Genomic DNA, 17,039 nt, shown 5'->3' with positions numbered 1-17,039 from the left:
ATTCATCTGTGTGACAGTCTGAAATATATTAATAACTTATAACTTGGGAGGATTTATCATGAACAATGCATCAAGCGCTTTAAAGGTGGCAGCAGGGATATTCTTGACGATCGCTCTGATCACAATTGTAGTTCTATTATTTATTTCGGCTCAAGAAGCAACCAAGACAGCCCAGAACAATTTTGCTGATATCCAGACCGAGTTGTCTCAGGCTGCATTTACCGTGTATGACGGAACAACCATCAGTGGATCACAGGTAACTAATGCGCTGCGTAAATATGCGGACAAGGATCAGTTCGGTATTCAAGTTATTACAGGTAAAAATAAAGCGGGTCAATGGTACGGCAACCAATTGAACATTTCACAGGATCTAAATAATGCGGACTACGGCTCGGTTATTGCTCCTGACGATAAAGTGGGGATTATTAACCAGACCATGAGTGAAAAGGACAATCAATATGTCAATCCAAGTGGTAAATTCAAAGCCATTATTGTTAAAGACCGTTCCAATGTGGTTAGAGGGCTGATCTTCCAGCAATCCTGACAGGAGTTGGTTTAACATGTCCCAGAATACCCAGCATCTTATGTTGTTTTGTACGGCGGTTGTCCTGTTTGTGACAGCCTGCCTGTACGGGCAACAGAATGTTAAGATTTTATCAGCTTCATTGAATGACAGAGTACGGACAACACCAGGTATGGAGGGGCGATTGACAATAACATTGCATACCACCAAACCATCTCAGTATAAGGGTGCGGAAGTGTTACATACCGTGAGACAGATGACAGGCACAGGCATTCCTGTGGAGGTAGATGGGACTTCGTATGTAATCGATCCACTTGTCAGCAAAACAGCAACTATTCCAGTCCAGCTCGATGCTACCTACATACCAGAGTTTATACGAAATGAAACTGGAGAACTGCTCAAGATTGTTTTTTGGAAGGAGGCCAGTGTGAATTGATAAATGCCGCATCCAAGCTGCTTGCCGTATTGCTCGCAGTTCTTCTGCTCTATGTATACCCAGCTGCTGAAACAGCCAATCGGCAGGATGATATAGCACGTATGACGGCTGTTCAGACTGTAACACGTTTTGTCGATGCTGTTCGCACGAAAGGTTATATTTCCCCTCGTATGTTGGCTGAGTTTGAGGAGCAACTGGCCCAGACGGGCAATGTGTATGAGGTGTCTATGGACCATTTACATAAGAAATATGTACCTCACTATACAGACCCGATGAACAATCAAAGTTTTACCGGGACCTACGAGGTAGTACAGGATGGATATTACTCAGCTCAGATTCGAGAAAGATTATTTCCGTCCGAAGGAGTGCTGCCTGCTGATGATCCTGGCCGAAGATATACGTTGACGACAGGGGATTTTTTCACCGTGACGCTCCAAAATACAAATCGTACACCTTCCATGCTCATTCGTGAATGGTTGAGTGGTACGGCTCAGGCTTCAGCGGTATTTGTAACCTACGGAGGTATGGTCCTCAATGAAGATTACTGAGCTATCCATAGTATTTGTGCTGATCTTCTTCCCGCTCTTCTGGATCATCTCACTCCATACCCAAGATGCCGAAGAGGCTATCTATCTTGGACATCGATACAGATCCGCACTTCAAACCGCGGTCATGGATGCAGGTGCAGTCATGGATCAAAATGAGAAACAAAATGATGAAGCAGGTTATGATTCAACCAAGTTTGTTAAAGCGGATAAGGAGCTTGCCTTGTTGACGTTTACTCAGACGATGGCTTTGAATATGGGAATTCAAGATGATCCTGCAGCTATTCGAAACATGTTTAATTACATTCCTGCTGTGGTTATTCTGGATTACGATGGCTATTATATGTTGTCCACAGAAACAGAGTTGACAGGTATTCGTGAAGATTCTTTCAGACAAGTATGGAGCCCTAAGAAACCTTATACATATTCAGATTCTTACGGTAACAGTATTAACTTTACACTGGACGATTACGTCTATGCCTACGACGCAAGCGCAGGGAGATGGATTGAGGGATTTCAAAAAGAACTGGCTTCAACCACACAGATTCCTTTACTTCAGAATACCAGCGTATTTGAACAAGTTCGACGAAGCCGGATTGTGAATACTGTACAGGATGATCTGGCTAATGTGATTAACCGCCATAATGAGTTTGCCAGAAAGAACGGTATTTCCTATACGTTTACGATGCCCCTGATTGCGCAGGAAGATTGGTACAACTCCATTAACGATACAGGGATTATGGCCTTTATCCAAGGTATAGGTGTGGGTGACCAAAAGATCAACAATTATGCGATCGGTGGAGGCAGACTTGTGAAGAAAACGGCCATCGTAGGTGGGGTAGATCCTTTAACGGGTATCAAGTACTACTATCCCTCCACATGTGGTAATGGTTACCGTGCTGAAGAGGTGTTTACAGACGCAAGACAAGCAGCTGCACAAGGCTATTTCGAATATAAATGCTCTAATCGTTAGGGTAGCCTGTATGAAAAAATCATGTAAGAGGTTCCTGAACTGTTTACATTACTTTCAGAAAAGACGGGACCTGTGCTAGAATAGGGTTTCGGAACAATAACAAAAGTAATGTCTAATAGATAGGAGCAACCTCATCTTATGAGTTTATTGTCAGTAGAGAACGTAAGTCACAATTTTGGAGATCGCACGTTATTTAAAAATGTATCGTTTCGGTTACTTGCCGGAGAGCGAGTAGGACTTGTTGGTGCCAATGGTGTGGGTAAATCCACATTAATGAACATCCTTACCGGTAAATTGCTTAAAGATAGTGGAAAAGTGGAATGGACACCTAAGGTCCGTTATGGATATCTGGATCAGCACACGAAGCTTACGCCAGGCAAAACCATTCGTGATGTCCTTAAGGATGCATTCCTTCCGTTGCTTGAATTGGAAAAAGAAATGATGAATATTACGGACCAGATGGCAGATGCAGATCCAGATAAGCTGGAGCAGTTGCTGGAAGAGATGGGCGATATTCAGGAACAACTGGAACAGGGCGACTTTTATCTGATTGACGTAAAAGTGGAAGAAATGGCCAATGGTCTTGGTTTGTCCGCAATTGGTCTTGATCGAGATGTCGCAGCTCTAAGTGGTGGACAACGTACCAAGGTGCTTCTAGCCAAGCTTTTGCTCGAGAAACCTACAGCTCTTTTGCTGGATGAGCCGACCAACTATTTGGATGTAGAACACATTGAATGGTTGTCACGTTACCTGAAGGACTACCCGCACGCGTTCCTCTTAATCTCCCATGACACGGAATTCATGAATGAAGTCGTAAATGTCATTTATCATTTGGAATTTGCCAAATTAACGAGATATGCAGCGAACTATAACAAGTTCCTGGAGATGGCTGATATGAATAAAGCCCAGCATATTGATGCATATGAGAAACAGCAAGAGTACATCAAGAAGCAGGAAGATTTCATTCAGCGTAACAAGGCGCGGGCTTCAACTTCAGGTCGTGCGAAGAGCCGGGAGAAACAGCTGGACAAGATTGAACGTATTGATCGTCCAGATGAAGCGGCTAAACCAACGTTCAAATTCAAGGATGCCCGCGCGAGCAGCAAAACGGTCTTTGAGGGCATTGATTTTGAAATTGGATACACGTATCCTTTGCTGCCCAAAATGACGATGACGATTGAACGCGGTGAGAAAATTGCCATCGTAGGCTGTAATGGTGTGGGTAAATCGACATTGCTGAAAACCATCCTGGGAAAAATATCTCCACTGAGTGGAAAAACCTTTTTGGGAGATTATCTCGAAACGGCCTATTTCGAGCAGGAGGTTCGTGCTGGAAATATCACGCCGATCGAGGATGTCTGGAATGAGTTTTCACATTTGACTCAGAATGAGGTTCGGGGTCATCTCGCTCGCTGCGGGTTGAAAAATGAGCACATTACTCGCCCGCTTAACATGCTGAGTGGTGGAGAACAAGCCAAGGTTCGTTTATGTAAACTCTTGATGCGTGAAAGCAACTGGATTTTATTCGATGAGCCGACAAACCATCTGGATGTCACAGCCAAAGCGGAGTTGCAGCGTGCCTTGCAAGAATTCAAGGGAACGGTGTTGCTGGTATCTCATGAACCTGATTTCTACGAGGGTTGGGTCACCAAAACATGGAATGTCGAAGAATGGTCTGAGAAAAACTAGACGATTTAAGACAATGTTTAACAGAAATGACGGTGACAAAAAAATCCGTCTATGGTAACATAGGCTACAACTTCATATGAACACTAGGGGGGCCGCACGATGTGGCTGAGATGGAAGAATGCGATTCCGGACCCTTTGCACCTGATCTGGATCATACCAGCGTAGGGAAGTGGCGAGCGCGTTTCAGTGAATGACGTGAGCAAACGGCAACTCAAAAAGATTTCAACCGTCTGCTTAGCGAATTGAAACATGCAGTTGCGTGTATAACGTTACGGCTATAGGTCTTTAGCTGTATTGCACGAAATGAACTGTATGCATCAGTCAGTCATCTGGATATATAATTAATACGCAGCCACTCCCCTACGGGAGTGGCTTTTTTTGTGTTTTCATAGTATTCACGCCTGGAAGGAAAGGGAGGGTACGGCAATTTTTCATGAACATGTTCACGAATCATTTGAATTGCATGTTGTATCTACGGGGGCAGGAGATCGATCATCTTTTGTAAAAGCAACCAAGGACGTTTGGCCATGGGTGGACTATATTCACATACGAGAGAAACAACTTACATGGCAAGACAAGATCGGTTGGGCTGAAAGTCTGCGTAACGTTGGTATTCCATCTTGTCGCATCGTTATCAATGGTTCAGAACTACCTTCACAGAATGATCTCTATGGCGGTGTTCATTGGGGGCAAGATGCGATACGTAAATACAACCCTGCTGTCATAAGTAAAATGCAGCGACTTCGTTTGGGTGTATCAGTTCATTCCATCGATGAGGCAAAAATCGCTGAAGAACAGGGAGCCGATTACCTTTTCTTCGGGCATATCTACTCAACCAACAGTAAGCCAGATCTTGAACCAAGAGGATTATATGCTCTTGATGAAGTATGCAGAGGTGTCTCCATTCCTGTCATGGCGATTGGGGGCATAGAGCCGGGAAACATTGACGCGATTCGCTCTGCAGGAGCACAAGGAGTCGCTGTGATCTCGAATGTATGGGCGAGCGATTCACCGGATCAGGCCGCTGCATCATTAAGGCAGGCTATCCTTGCTACAAGAAGTCTGAGCCGCTGAAAGGAGATGAGAGGATGAAAGAGATCGTAACGGGTCAGAACAGGAATCATTTCAGTCATCAACTGAAATCTGAAACGGAATCAAGAAGCAAAAGTGTAATTGATAATTCGGATAAGATTCATGCAGAAACGATTATTGTAGGCGGAGGCGTTGTTGGTTGTGCCATTGCATATGAGCTTGCTTCCCGTGGACAGGATGTACTGTTGCTTGAACGTTCGGCGATTGCGGGAGGCACTTCTTGCGCAGCTGCTGGAATGCTGGCGGCAGATAGTGAGGATTTTGCTCATCCATTAATGGCTAAGCTTGCCAGGCAGAGTAGGCAGTTACTTATTGAGCAACAAGGGCTAATGGAAACCCTCAGTGGGATAGAGGTTGGCCTGCAACGCCATGGATTCCTAACCCCGTTTCGATCATACAGTGAATTAAGCCGCTATAAGAACAATCGAAATTCCGGTTTGTCTGTTGATGAGGTATGGTGGGATCGTTCCACTTTGCAACAAGAGGCATCATGGCTTAACCGAGATACATATGGAGCCTACTACAGACCTTACGAGAGTGAAATCCTTCCTGTCCATCTAACTAGGGCATATGCGGATTCTGCTCAAGCCATGGGAGCGCGGTTTATGGAGGACATACAGGGTATACATGTGCGAGCAAACGAACACGGTGTGCAGGGGATCAGCACATCGATCGGTGAGATAACATGCAAACATGTCATTATAGCTGCTGGATTACAGAGTGAAGAATTGATGAGACATGTGAATCTGAGCTTACCTGTGTGGTCGGTAAAAGGAGAAATAGCTGCCGTTCAGTTCTCAGATGAACATGCAGGGTACAGACCTGACAGAACGGTTTATGCAGAGGATATCTATATTGTTCCCAAGGCCAATGGCGAAGTTTGGCTCGGGGCAACCAGTCTGCCAGGCAGAACGGATTTGAACGTTACTGTACAGGGTGTTCAGAAGCTGCTAACAGCGGCTACCCACTGGGTACCCGGACTGAAAGAAGCGCAATATATACGAGCGTGGGCAGGCGTAAGACCGGCAACGCCAGATGGACTGCCTTATATAGGTGCATGCAAGAGTATACCAGGGCTGTTCGCTGCCTTTGGGCATTACCGTAACGGTATCTTGCTTAGTGCGATAACAGGCAGGCTTATCGCGGAGTTGCTTGCTGGCAAAAGCTCAGAAGAACTCGGAATTGAGGCGCTGAGTCCTGAGCGATTGAACAGAAAGGGAGTAGTGCAATGAATATCATTGTTAATGGTCAACGGATGGAGATTGATGACGGATTGAATCGTGTGGATAAACTGCTCCAATCATTTGACCTGCAAGTCAAGACTGTAGTTGTTGAGCTGAACAGGCATATCTTAACGCGTGAGTATCATGAGTCAACGGCATTAAGAGAAGGCGATCGAATCGAGATTGTACATTTTGTAGGAGGCGGTTGATGATGTTGAACATTGGCAAATATACGTTTGAGTCCAGATTGTTGCTCGGAACAGGCAAGTTTTCGGATCTTGAAGTGCAAAGTCAGGCTGTGGATGCATCTGGAACGGAAGTTTTAACCTTTGCTGTTCGTCGTCTGAATCTGGAGGAACGTAACCAGAAGCATTTCCTAGATACATTGGATCTGGACCAATACACTCTTCTTCCGAATACGGCTGGGGCTTCCACAGCGGAAGAGGCGGTGCGGATCGCCGAGCTTGCGCGGGCTTCGGGACTTTGTGATATGATAAAAGTCGAAGTCATCGGAGATGGAATGACATTGCTCCCAGATCCGATTGAAACGTACAAGGCTTGCGAAATTTTGCTTGAAAAGGGCTTCACGGTATTGCCTTATATTTCAGATGATGTCATTCTGGCCAAAAGGCTGCAATTGCTTGGCGTACATGCTGTAATGCCTGGCGCTTCTCCCATCGGAGCAGGTAGAGGCATCATTAATCCGTATAACCTTGAGATTATCATTGAGCAGGCCGTTGTGCCTGTGATTGTGGATGCAGGGTTGCGCTCTCCAAAAGATGCTGCTTATGCCATGGAACTTGGGGCAGATGGTGTATTGTTGAATACAGCGGTATCCGGATCAGGAAATCCGGTCAATATGGCTAAAGCGATGCGAATGGGTGTGGAGGCAGGTAGACTGGCATATGAGGCAGGCATGATTCCTGTGAAGCGTTATGCAGCAGCCAGCAGTCCGGTGGAAGGAATGGTTCATACATGATAGATCAACAACAATCAATTTCCTCCGAGCAGGCCGACCGGTATTCCAGACAGGAAAGGTATGCGCCACTTGGCAAGGAAGGCCAGGACAGATTAAGCGACAGCAAAGTCTTAATTGTAGGCGCTGGTGCACTCGGAACAGGAATTGCCGAAACGTTAGTTCGTTCAGGCGTCGGGCACATAACGATCGTGGATCGTGATTATGTGGAGTGGAGTAATTTGCAGCGGCAACAATTATATGTAGAGCAGGACGCAATAGAGCGGATGCCGAAAGCGATGGCGGCGGAAAAACGTTTATCTGCCATTAATTCCACGGTTCATGTGGAAGGAAAAGTATTGGATGTCAGAGTAGAGGAACTAGAAGAACTCGTTCAGCACACAGACTTGATCATGGATGCAACGGATAATTTTGATACCCGACTACTCATGAATGATATGGCACAGAAGCACCGTATTCCCTGGATTTATGGTGGATGTGTGGGTAGTTACGGCATCACCTATACGTTTATGCCTGGAGATACGCCATGTTTAAATTGTTTGCTGGGTGAAGTCCCCCTGGGCGGAGATACCTGTGATACGTCTGGCATCATACCACAAGCGGTACAGATGGTAACGGCGAATCAGACAGCAGAAGCGATGAAGCTGCTTAGTGGCAATGCGAATGCATTGAGACGCAAGTTGTTGTCATTTGACGTGTGGAGGAACGAATACATATCCATCAATGTGGATGGTGCGAAAAAGCAAGACTGTCCTTCGTGCGGCCCTTCGGCAACGTATCCATATCTTTCTGCGTCCAATCTGGAAAAAACCGATGTGTTGTGTGGAAGGGATACCGTTCAGATCCGCCCTGCACGGCGCATGAATCTGAATCTTCAACAAACCGCGGATCGTTTGAATAGACTTCAAGAAGGAAAAGTGGAATCCAATCCGTTTTTGGTTTCTTTTACAACAGGAGCCCATAGAATGGTCGTATTCCAGGATGGACGTGTCCTCGTACACGGAACAAAAGATACAGCTGAAGCGCGTACGCTCGTTCATCGTTACTTTGGTTAAAGCAAGAAAGAAACAAAGTCTGTTCCCTTGAGGGAATGGACTTTTTCATTTTACGGCATGCTAACTGTACCAACCACTGCTACGAGCAGCGGGGATAGAGACAGGCCGGGTGAGAAACAGTGAAAACAGCCATTTTGCTGATTGGAGCAGGAGAGCAGGTCAGCCTTATTCACGACGTTTTATGTGCTGAAGGGTATGAGGTGCAACGAATGGAGTGGTCTGAACTAAACCAATCCGTCGAGCCATCGTCGCTGCATATTAGCCTGATCATCCTGGTAGACCGGGAAGAGGGGAATGCACATCGTGATCAGGATCAGAAATTAGAGTTGAAACGATGGATAGATACAGGTCAGGTTATACCTCTACTGGTTATCACTTCAAATGCATCTCCTCAGTTCATCGTGGAATGGCTGGATTACGGAGCTAATGACGTGATGGAGGAGCCCATCCACTTGACCGTGATGCTAGCCAGAATACGCAACTTATTACGTGTTTTTGCGAATGCAACACAAGAGGGTGAAGAAGTAATTGTAGTTCATGATCTCAAAGTGAATTTACGTTCAAGGCGGGTAAATCGTGCGGGTGAGTACCTGACATTAACGCCAAAAGAGTACGAATTGCTCGAATTTCTGGCGTTGCATGTGAATGAAGCATGTACCCGGAGTGATATTTTACGGGAAGTATGGGGGTATGAGTATGCCATGGATACCAACGTTGTGGACGTGTACATCAAACATCTGAGGGTTAAGGTGGATAAGGGAAGAAGTGTGAAACTGATTCATACTGTGCGTGGGATCGGTTATATGCTTCATGATAAAAATTAGATATTTCACCGCATTCCATGAATCTCCAGTTTAAAGTGTGACGAAAAAAGGGTAAAGAAAAAGACCGGAACATATCCTCCGGCCCTTACTCATTAACTATAAACGGTTCTAAAGTACACGACGAGCTTTAACGTAAGTTCTCTTCCAAGTACCGGAGTTCAGATCCGAGATCGTTACGCCTGGAGATCCATACGTATGCAGAATCTTTCCGTCACCTGCATATACGCCTACATGAGTAACGTTGGAGCCTGTAGAACGGCTACCGCTGGAGAAGAATACAAGATCGCCAACACGCAGATTAGCTTTGGACACAGCTTTACCTTCTTTGGATTGTTTCACGGAAGTACGCGGCAAGTCTACACCATACTTTTTGAAAATATATTTCATAAAGGAAGAGCAGTCAAAAACCCTGGTTGTTGATGTTGAAGCACCAAATTCATATGGAGTTCCAGTGAATTTTTTACCATAGTTAACAATTTGTTGACCTGTGGACACAGATGCAGTTGCTGCCTGTGCAACAGGGGCATTAGTCATTAATACAGCTCCAAAACCTAGTGTAGCGCACAACCCGACGGTTACGGCCTTTTGGACAAAGATGTTTGTTTTCATGTTAGTTAGTACCTCCAAAATTCGTTTTCGTTAAGTTGCTAGAGCGAGTATAACAGCTTTGTAACAGCCTAGAAATTGGATAAGGATGTGTAATCCCTTGCGCCACAGTGGTTTGGGTATGTTTATTAAAATATAATTAAAAATGTCAAAAAATTAATCATTGACGAATGATAAACAAAGATGAAATAGAAAAGACCCTTGAATCTCAAGGGTCTTTGTTGTGTATGAACCTATTTTCTTATTGAAATCACTGGTTACAAAAACGTAATAATTCAGATGACAATACGGATACATTTAGTCTTTGCTTTGAATAATCAGTAATAAACCGCTATCGATAGTGACTGTACCGGAAGCGCCTAAGAGTCGGTTGCTTACACCAAGAGATTGACCCATGCGAATGGTGGCTTGATCCAGCGGATACATGAAACCTTCCAGCGTTATTCCTGTAACTTCATGAGTTAAGGGGAGTAAAGAAACATATTTATAGTTACGATGTTCAACCACAGCTTTGGATGTTGTCAGTGTCATATAGTTGTGCTTGTCCTGGATTACACAAGAGATATGATGCTGCATCGCGCGAACCATTATATGTACATTAGCGAGTGTATGATCCATCCGAGTACCTATGGCACCTAACATAAGAATGTGAGAAGGTTCGTGATCTAACGCTGTTTCAAAAGCCATTTCCGTATCGGTAAGATCCTTATGAACAGGGTCGCATGTAATGAACTTGGTGCTATTGTTACTAACAATTATACGTTCCTCTTCGGAGATAGAGTCGAAATCTCCAACTGCAATATGAGGCTGAACGCCGTGTTCAATTAAAAATAATGCGCCCCGATCGGCCGCGATGATCATGTCATCTTCACGTATCTCCTGAAGTAATTCCGGAGATAGATTTCCGCCTGTAAAAATAACAATCCGTTTCACCGTCATTTTATTTCATCCTTCCTAATTCAGAGAAAATAGTTCGTTGTTCAAATATGTTGTTGGAACCTGTACAAATATATTCACCAAACCAGTATAATCCACAAAATGTGGTTGCACAATTTCAGTGCTCGCGGATACAATGGGTAGAGCGACATGGAGATGACTTGAAAAGTGAGGTTTGAACAGGTTGGACTTACACATTTTTGAAGTATTCAGTATTATAGGCACCATCGCATTTGCAATGTCCGGTGCCTTCGTGGCAATGGAAGAGGAGTATGACATTTTGGGTGTACTTGTGCTTGGACTAGTTACTGCATTCGGAGGCGGGATTATCCGGAATGTACTTATAGGTATACCCGTAACGACACTATGGAGTCAGGGATCACTTATTATGCTAGCCTTAGTATCTGTAGCGATTGCGTTTATATTACCTCTTAAGTGGATTAGTCACTGGAAGCGAACAGAGGCATTGTTTGATGCAATCGGCCTTGCAGCATTTGCAATTCAAGGGGCACTGTACGCGGCGAACATGGGACATCCTATTAGCGCAGTTATCGTAGCAGCAGTAATGACCGGTATTGGTGGAGGCGTTATTCGTGATGTGCTTGCTGGACGTAAACCGCTTGTATTGCGTGATGAAATCTATGCTGTATGGGCAATGACAGCCGGTTTTGTCATAGGTATGGGCTGGTTAACAACGAATGCCGGATTATTGCTATGTTTCGCGGCCGTTGTGTTTTTCCGAATGTGTTCAGTACATTATAAATGGAAACTGCCACGTCGTTCGTTGGTGCCATCTGAGACGCAGAAGGTCAGTCCTCAGCCGGAAAGCATTGTAACACAGCCAGCATCGTCGGTACTTCAAGGTACGTTAAGCAAGGGGGATTAATATGATTCACGTTTTATTTGTATGTCTGGGTAATATATGTAGATCACCAATGGCTGAAGCAGTCCTGCGTCACAAAGTCCTGGAAAAGGGGCTTGAACACCAGATTCGTGTGGACTCAGCGGGTACAGGGAACTGGCACGTTGGTAAACCTCCGCATGAAGGGACTCGAAAATTGCTGGATTCGTACCAGATTTCTTATGCCAACATGGCAGCGAGACAATTCGCCAGTGAAGACTTTAATCAATTTGATTATATTGTGTGTATGGATAATTCGAATGCAGATAATGTACGCAACGTTCCAGGTGGAGCTGATGCGGAGATCATCAAGTTTATGGACATGCTTCCGGAGGAAAAACTCAGGGAGGTACCTGACCCGTATTACACAGGAAACTTTGAAGAAGTATACGAGTTGGTTAACGCAGGCTGCGACGTTCTGTTGAGAAAGATTGAAGAGGAACATTCCATAGCCTAGTAACTAAAACTGATCTGATATTTAACTTGTAATCGGACAAAGAAGCAGGAGTGAGCAATTTACCCGGCAGGATTTCCTGCTTCTTTTTTAGATTATAATTGTAAGCGGTATCATTACTGTGTCAAACAAAAGCGGCATTTCGGCCGCCTGTTGGTGAGATCCAATTATCTTTCCTGAAGAAAATATAACAATGCATCTGGCAATTCATTCTGCCAAAAACCCCATTGGTGGTTCCCGTCTTTCTCCTGATAGGAGACGAGAGCGCCACGTTTTTCCAGCAAATCACGCGTATCCCGGTTTAATTGAACAAAATTATACGTACCGGTGTCTGCCTTGAAGGCAGTTTCCTGTAAACCAACGATCATCCAGATCGAGAGTGAGGATAGATCTTCGGCTGCGGCGTAGATTTCTTGAGAAGCAGAGTAGAAGGCACCGGACATGCTGATGACACGTGTGAACAGATCCGGATATAACAGAGCAAGATGAAGCGAAACACTGCCACCAAGCGAGTCTCCGGCAAGAATGCGTTCCTGCGGAGAACGGCGCACAGGATATTTCTCTTCTATATAGGGAATAATCTCTTCAGCGAAGCAAGCGGTATATGCCTTGAACCGATCTCCGAATGGAGCATATTCCTGCGTTCTCACAGACACATCGACCTGAACACCTACAATAATGAAAGGTTCAGCTCCTTCGTCCAAAATAATTCGGTTAGCTGTTGTGGCAATTCGACCGAAATTGAAAAACTCTTCGCCATCCTGACAATATACGACAGGGTAGCTAAGTAATTCGTTATAGCCCGGAGGAAGGTAAATACGGAGCGTTCGCTTCTCTCCGAGATAGCGACTTTCAATCTCTTCCTTCACAATCGTGCGTTTCAAATAGCGGGAATCCGTCATAAAACGTCACCTTTCTCGGTTAATTTTTTGCATTCGACCGCGCAATACGGTAAGATTACCCTTGTGCGGGGTTAGGTCAAACACGCAATCATGTATTATGCTGTTATACCAATATTAAGCCCCTGTTATACATACAATCCGGCAGGAAACATAAAAAAATTACGGATTTCTTTGACGTATGGAGTGAAACAGGTGTATAATAATATTATAACAGCGGAACTTGATATTCAAATTTTTTGTTGAGGTGAAGAAAAAAATGAGCAAGGTTCCTTATGAAGTGTATACAGAGGATGTAGAAGCTCTGTCCGTGCTGTCTCCTGACGGCGAAATTGTTAACAAAGACATGATGCCTACACTTTCCGATGATCAATTAAAAGAAATTATGTACCGCATGGTATTTACCCGTACTTGGGATGACCGTGCAGTAAACCTGGGCCGTCAAGGTCGTCTTGGTTTCTATGCTCCAGTATCTGGTCAAGAAGCTACAATGGTTGGTAGTGAATTTGCAATTGAAAAAGAAGACTTTGTATGTCCTGGCTATCGTGACATTCCGCAACTCGTATGGCATGGACTTCCTCTTTATCAAGCATTCTTGTACTCCCGTGGACACCAACATGGTGGACAAATTCCAGATGGCGTTAATGTATTGATGCCACAAATCATCATTGGTGCACAAATTCTGCATGCAATGGGTATCGCTATGGGTTACAAATTGAAGAAACAAAAACAAGTTGTTATCACGTACACAGGTGATGGCGGTTCTTCTGAAGGTGACTTCTATGAAGGTCTGAACTACGCTGGTGTATATAAACTGCCTGTTATCTTCTTCGTACAAAACAATGGTTATGCCATCACAACTCCTTTTGCTAAACAAACGGCAGCTCTGTCCATCGCTCACAAAGCGGTAGCAGCAGGTATCAAAGGTGTTAAAGTTGACGGTATGGACATCTTCGCTGTTATCAAAGCTGTTCAGGAAGCTGCTGAGCGCGGACGTAACGGAGAAGGCGCTACATTGATCGAAGCAGTAACATACCGTTTCCGTCCTCACTCCCTTTCGGATGATGCTTCCAAGTATCGTACAAAAGAAGAAGAGGCTGAATGGTCTGCTAAAGATCCTATCGCACGTTTCGCTAAATATCTGGAGAAAAAAGGTCTTTGGACTGAAGAAGATACAGCACGTGTGAAAGAAGAAGCAAAAGCTAAAGTAAATGAAGAAATCAAAAAAGCGGAAAAAACCGAGAAAATGACGATTTCAGGCTTGATCGACAGCATGTTCGAACAAACGCCTAAGCACTTGGAAGAGCAAAAAGCTGATTTCCAATAAGTTTTTTCCGATAAAGCATAAACATCCGCGACTTTAATGTCCCGGTATACATGTACGAATTCAAATGTGAACTGTCAATGTTTAAGGAGGAAATGAAGCAAATGGCACAAATGAACATGAAAGAAGCAATCCGTGATGCGCTTCGCGTGGAGTTGAAACGTGATCCTAACGTTCTGCTTTTCGGTGAAGACGTAGGTAATGTAGGCGGCGTTTTCCGTGTAACGGAAGGTCTGCAAAAAGAGTTTGGCGAAGAGCGTGTATTTGATACACCACTGGCTGAGTCCGCTATTGGCGGTTTGGCTGTAGGTCTGGGTGTTCAAGGCTTCCGTCCGGTTGCTGAGATCCAATTCGTTGGTTTTATCTTCGAAGCCCTTGACCAAATGGTAGTGCAAGCTGCTCGTATGCGTTTCCGCTCCGGTGGAAAATACAATTCTCCAATTGTATTCCGTACACCATTCGGTGGCGGTGTAAAAGCGGCAGAATTGCATACAGATTCTCTGGAAGGTCTGCTCACGCAAACACCAGGTATCAAAGTAGTTGTTCCTTCTAACCCATACGATGCAAAAGGTCTGATGATCGCTTCTATTCGCGATAACGACCCTGTATTCTTCATGGAGCACTTGAACCTGTACCATGCTTTCCGTGCAGAAGTGCCTGAAGAAGATTACGTTGTTGAATTGGGTAAAGCGAACGTTGTTCGTGAAGGTTCCGATGTAACAATCATTACTTACGGTATGATGGTTCATACTTCTGTGAAAGCAGCAGAGGAACTCGAAAAACAAGGAATCAACGTTGAAGTTATCGACCTTCGTACGGTTAGCCCGATCGACATCGATACTATCGTTGCTTCTATTAAGAAAACAAACCGTGCAATTGTTGTACAGGAAGCTCAGAAGAGCGCAGGTGTTGCAGCTGAAGTCATTGCCCAAATCAATGAAAAAGCAATCCTGCACTTGGAAGCACCGGTTCTGCGTGTAGCTGGTCCGGATACTGTATATCCTTTTGCACAAATCGAAGATTCTTGGCTGCCTAACCCAGCACGTATCGTTGCTGCGGTTAATAAAGTCGTAAATTTCTAATTTAATCATCTGACATGCCGCAAGGCGCAGTATGGTGATTCACACCGCAGCGCAAGCTGCACTGTAAACAGCCATTAGCCCCTTGAGTAACAGTTATTTGCATTAGCAGTAACAGTTGTTTCTTGGAGTTAAGGGTTGTTTTCAGGATTGAGCACATAATCAAGGAGGTTTTTCAGTTGGCTAAATTTGAATATAAATTCCCTGAATTGGGCGAAGGCCTACACGAAGGCGAAATCATCAAGATGCACATCAAAGTCGGTGACAAAGTAACTGACGATGACATCATCATGGAAGTACAAAATGACAAAGCGGTTGTAGAAGTACCTTGTCCGGTTAACGGAACAGTTACAGAAGTATTTGCTAAAGACGGTCAAGTCTGCCACGTTGGTGAAGTTGTAGCGATCATCGATGCAGAAGGCGAACTTCCTGAGCAAGAGGACGCTCCTGCTGGCGATCAAGGCGAGCAAGAGAAAGAAGCAGCTCAAGGCGGAGCTGACACAAGTGGTTCTTCTGCAGCAGCTTCCAGCTCGGATGCAGCTAAAGAAGGCGGCAACAACAGCGTTCCGGCAGTACCTGCCAAAGACGTTCTGGCAACACCAAGCGTGCGCAAATTTGCTCGCGAACAAGGTGTAGACATCGCTCAGGTTAACGGCACTGGCAACAACGGTAAAGTAACCAAAGAAGATGTTGAATCCTTCAAAAACGGTGGCGGTTCTTCCGCAGCGGCATCTTCCGCAGCTCCGGCTCAAGAAGAGAAAAAATCCGCAGCACCTGCAGCGGCTTCAGCTGATCAATACCTTGAAGAAGAGCGCGTACCATTCAAAGGTATCCGTAAAGCGATCTCTAACGCAATGGTTAAATCGGCTTACACAGCTCCTCACGTTACAATCATGGACGAAGTGGACGTAACTGAATTGGTTGCTTTCCGTACTCGCATGAAACCAATTGCAGAGAAAAAAGGAACAAAAGTTACTTATCTGCCATTCATCGTTAAAGCACTGGTTGCGGCTTCCCGCCAATTCCCGGCTCTGAACGCTATGATTGATGAAGAAGCTAACGAAATTGTTTACAAAAAATACTACAACATCGGTATCGCAACAGATACAGACAACGGCTTGATCGTTCCTGTTATCAAAGATGCTGATCGTAAATCCATCTGGATGATCGCTGATTCTATCCGTGATCTGGCAGCTCGTGGCCGTGACGGCAAATTGAGCGCGAATGAAATGAGAGGAAGCACAATCTCCATCAGTAACATCGGTTCTGCTGGCGGTATGTTCTTCACTCCAATCATCAACTTCCCTGAAGTTGCTATTCTCGGAACAGGACGCATCAGCGAAAAAGCAGTGATCAAAAACGGCGAAGTAGTTGCAGCACCTGTAATGGCTCTTTCCCTGAGCTTTGACCACCGTATCATCGATGGCGCAACAGCACAAAACTTTATGAATTACATTAAACAGCTGCTCGCTAACCCTGAGCTGCTTGTTATGGAGGTGTAAGA

The 17,039-nt window shown here is 44.8% G+C and carries 19 protein-coding genes and 1 riboswitch; of the genes, 16 read left to right on the top strand and 3 right to left on the bottom strand.

Translation table 11 applies throughout. The features are described from left to right. Nucleotides 1-58: 58 nt before the first annotated feature. From AB4111_RS12835 to AB4111_RS12785, 11 genes are all read left to right on the top strand, one after another. Complete coding sequence (locus AB4111_RS12835; protein WP_062834890.1) at nucleotides 59-544, top strand: hypothetical protein; 486 nt, start codon at nucleotides 59-61, stop codon at nucleotides 542-544. A gap of 16 nt (nucleotides 545-560) precedes the next feature. After that, nucleotides 561-959 (top strand): hypothetical protein, encoded by a 399-nt coding sequence (locus AB4111_RS12830; protein ID WP_442031923.1) that lies wholly within the window; start codon nucleotides 561-563, stop codon nucleotides 957-959. After that, the gene (locus AB4111_RS12825; protein WP_442031922.1) at nucleotides 956-1,507 is read left to right on the top strand and encodes a hypothetical protein; all 552 of its coding nucleotides are present in this window, start codon (nucleotides 956-958) and stop codon (nucleotides 1,505-1,507) included. Before AB4111_RS12830 ends, AB4111_RS12825 begins: the two co-directional genes overlap by 4 nt. Continuing rightward, a complete protein-coding gene (locus AB4111_RS12820) occupies nucleotides 1,494-2,477 on the top strand; it encodes a hypothetical protein (protein WP_442031921.1) in 984 nt (327 codons plus the stop codon). The genes AB4111_RS12825 and AB4111_RS12820 overlap by 14 nt, the downstream gene beginning before the upstream one ends. 138 nt (nucleotides 2,478-2,615) lie before the next feature. Then, nucleotides 2,616-4,166 carry an ABC-F family ATP-binding cassette domain-containing protein gene (locus AB4111_RS12815; protein WP_062834886.1) on the top strand — a complete coding sequence of 517 codons (1,551 nt, stop codon included), beginning with the start codon at nucleotides 2,616-2,618 and terminating at the stop codon, nucleotides 4,164-4,166. A 75-nt stretch (nucleotides 4,167-4,241) separates the two neighbouring features. Beyond that, nucleotides 4,242-4,351: riboswitch (TPP riboswitch) on the top strand. A gap of 193 nt (nucleotides 4,352-4,544) precedes the next feature. Continuing rightward, nucleotides 4,545-5,240 (top strand): thiamine phosphate synthase, encoded by a 696-nt coding sequence (locus tag AB4111_RS12810; protein WP_442031920.1) that lies wholly within the window; start codon nucleotides 4,545-4,547, stop codon nucleotides 5,238-5,240. A gap of 14 nt (nucleotides 5,241-5,254) precedes the next feature. Then, complete coding sequence (gene thiO / locus AB4111_RS12805) at nucleotides 5,255-6,490, top strand: glycine oxidase ThiO (RefSeq protein WP_442031919.1); 1,236 nt, start codon at nucleotides 5,255-5,257, stop codon at nucleotides 6,488-6,490. Beyond that, nucleotides 6,487-6,690 carry a sulfur carrier protein ThiS gene (gene thiS / locus AB4111_RS12800; RefSeq protein WP_442031918.1) on the top strand — a complete coding sequence of 68 codons (204 nt, stop codon included), beginning with the start codon at nucleotides 6,487-6,489 and terminating at the stop codon, nucleotides 6,688-6,690. The genes thiO and thiS overlap by 4 nt, the downstream gene beginning before the upstream one ends. Before the next feature lie 2 nt (nucleotides 6,691-6,692). Continuing rightward, complete coding sequence (locus tag AB4111_RS12795) at nucleotides 6,693-7,460, top strand: thiazole synthase (protein WP_442032761.1); 768 nt, start codon at nucleotides 6,693-6,695, stop codon at nucleotides 7,458-7,460. Then, on the top strand, nucleotides 7,457-8,512 hold the full coding sequence (locus AB4111_RS12790) for a ThiF family adenylyltransferase (RefSeq protein ID WP_442031917.1): 1,056 nt from the start codon (nucleotides 7,457-7,459) through the stop codon (nucleotides 8,510-8,512). The genes AB4111_RS12795 and AB4111_RS12790 overlap by 4 nt, the downstream gene beginning before the upstream one ends. A gap of 119 nt (nucleotides 8,513-8,631) precedes the next feature. Then, complete coding sequence (locus tag AB4111_RS12785) at nucleotides 8,632-9,336, top strand: winged helix-turn-helix domain-containing protein (protein ID WP_442031916.1); 705 nt, start codon at nucleotides 8,632-8,634, stop codon at nucleotides 9,334-9,336. A gap of 108 nt (nucleotides 9,337-9,444) precedes the next feature. Here the strand turns inward: AB4111_RS12785 and AB4111_RS12780 are convergent, their stop codons facing one another. Together AB4111_RS12780 and AB4111_RS12775 are read right to left on the bottom strand one after the other, a co-directional pair. Beyond that, the gene (locus AB4111_RS12780; protein ID WP_442031915.1) at nucleotides 9,445-9,945 is read right to left on the bottom strand and encodes a C40 family peptidase; all 501 of its coding nucleotides are present in this window, start codon (nucleotides 9,943-9,945) and stop codon (nucleotides 9,445-9,447) included. 294 nt (nucleotides 9,946-10,239) lie between these two features. After that, a complete protein-coding gene (locus AB4111_RS12775; RefSeq protein ID WP_442031914.1) occupies nucleotides 10,240-10,881 on the bottom strand; it encodes a thiamine diphosphokinase in 642 nt (213 codons plus the stop codon). Between the two features lie 181 nt (nucleotides 10,882-11,062). Between AB4111_RS12775 and AB4111_RS12770 the strand changes: the two genes are divergently transcribed. Beyond that, a complete protein-coding gene (locus tag AB4111_RS12770) occupies nucleotides 11,063-11,764 on the top strand; it encodes a trimeric intracellular cation channel family protein (RefSeq protein ID WP_442031913.1) in 702 nt (233 codons plus the stop codon). 1 nt (nucleotide 11,765) lies between these two features. After that, entirely contained in the window at nucleotides 11,766-12,236 is a 471-nt protein-coding gene (locus tag AB4111_RS12765) for a low molecular weight protein-tyrosine-phosphatase (RefSeq protein ID WP_253437167.1), read from the top strand. 164 nt (nucleotides 12,237-12,400) lie between these two features. Here AB4111_RS12765 and AB4111_RS12760 read toward each other — a convergent pair whose 3' ends face one another. Next, nucleotides 12,401-13,135: an alpha/beta hydrolase gene (locus AB4111_RS12760; protein WP_442031912.1), complete on the bottom strand. Its 735-nt coding sequence runs from the start codon at nucleotides 13,133-13,135 to the stop codon at nucleotides 12,401-12,403. Between the two features lie 256 nt (nucleotides 13,136-13,391). Between AB4111_RS12760 and pdhA the strand changes: the two genes are divergently transcribed. The 3 genes from pdhA to AB4111_RS12745 all read left to right on the top strand — a co-directional run bounded on the left by pdhA (nucleotide 13,392) and on the right by AB4111_RS12745 (nucleotide 17,037). Beyond that, entirely contained in the window at nucleotides 13,392-14,459 is a 1,068-nt protein-coding gene (gene pdhA, locus AB4111_RS12755; protein ID WP_017688072.1) for a pyruvate dehydrogenase (acetyl-transferring) E1 component subunit alpha, read from the top strand. A gap of 101 nt (nucleotides 14,460-14,560) precedes the next feature. Continuing rightward, on the top strand, nucleotides 14,561-15,538 hold the full coding sequence (locus tag AB4111_RS12750) for an alpha-ketoacid dehydrogenase subunit beta (protein ID WP_124115259.1): 978 nt from the start codon (nucleotides 14,561-14,563) through the stop codon (nucleotides 15,536-15,538). 176 nt (nucleotides 15,539-15,714) lie between these two features. After that, on the top strand, nucleotides 15,715-17,037 hold the full coding sequence (locus AB4111_RS12745) for a dihydrolipoamide acetyltransferase family protein (protein WP_124115258.1): 1,323 nt from the start codon (nucleotides 15,715-15,717) through the stop codon (nucleotides 17,035-17,037). Nucleotides 17,038-17,039 lie beyond the last annotated feature (2 nt).

The sequence above is a fragment of the Paenibacillus sp. 2KB_22 genome, assembly GCF_052115745.1.
Lineage (GTDB): Bacteria > Bacillota > Bacilli > Paenibacillales > Paenibacillaceae > Paenibacillus.
This window is presented reverse-complemented; position numbering and strand designations above follow the sequence as displayed.

Excerpts from the sequence above, each read along its gene's own strand:
- thiS (WP_442031918.1), top strand. The coding sequence starts at position 6,487 with ATGAATATCATTGTTAATGGTCAACGGATGGAGATTGATGACGGATTG.
- thiO (WP_442031919.1), top strand. The coding sequence starts at position 5,255 with ATGAAAGAGATCGTAACGGGTCAGAACAGGAATCATTTCAGTCATCAA.
- AB4111_RS12795 (WP_442032761.1), top strand. The coding sequence starts at position 6,693 with ATGTTGAACATTGGCAAATATACGTTTGAGTCCAGATTGTTGCTCGGA.
- AB4111_RS12780 (WP_442031915.1), bottom strand. The coding sequence starts at position 9,945 with ATGAAAACAAACATCTTTGTCCAAAAGGCCGTAACCGTCGGGTTGTGC.
- AB4111_RS12750 (WP_124115259.1), top strand. The coding sequence starts at position 14,561 with ATGGCACAAATGAACATGAAAGAAGCAATCCGTGATGCGCTTCGCGTG.
- AB4111_RS12835 (WP_062834890.1), top strand. The coding sequence starts at position 59 with ATGAACAATGCATCAAGCGCTTTAAAGGTGGCAGCAGGGATATTCTTG.
- AB4111_RS12765 (WP_253437167.1), top strand. The coding sequence starts at position 11,766 with ATGATTCACGTTTTATTTGTATGTCTGGGTAATATATGTAGATCACCA.
- AB4111_RS12760 (WP_442031912.1), bottom strand. The coding sequence starts at position 13,135 with ATGACGGATTCCCGCTATTTGAAACGCACGATTGTGAAGGAAGAGATT.
- AB4111_RS12830 (WP_442031923.1), top strand. The coding sequence starts at position 561 with ATGTCCCAGAATACCCAGCATCTTATGTTGTTTTGTACGGCGGTTGTC.
- AB4111_RS12815 (WP_062834886.1), top strand. The coding sequence starts at position 2,616 with ATGAGTTTATTGTCAGTAGAGAACGTAAGTCACAATTTTGGAGATCGC.
- AB4111_RS12820 (WP_442031921.1), top strand. The coding sequence starts at position 1,494 with ATGAAGATTACTGAGCTATCCATAGTATTTGTGCTGATCTTCTTCCCG.
- pdhA (WP_017688072.1), top strand. The coding sequence starts at position 13,392 with ATGAGCAAGGTTCCTTATGAAGTGTATACAGAGGATGTAGAAGCTCTG.
- AB4111_RS12775 (WP_442031914.1), bottom strand. The coding sequence starts at position 10,881 with ATGACGGTGAAACGGATTGTTATTTTTACAGGCGGAAATCTATCTCCG.
- AB4111_RS12790 (WP_442031917.1), top strand. The coding sequence starts at position 7,457 with ATGATAGATCAACAACAATCAATTTCCTCCGAGCAGGCCGACCGGTAT.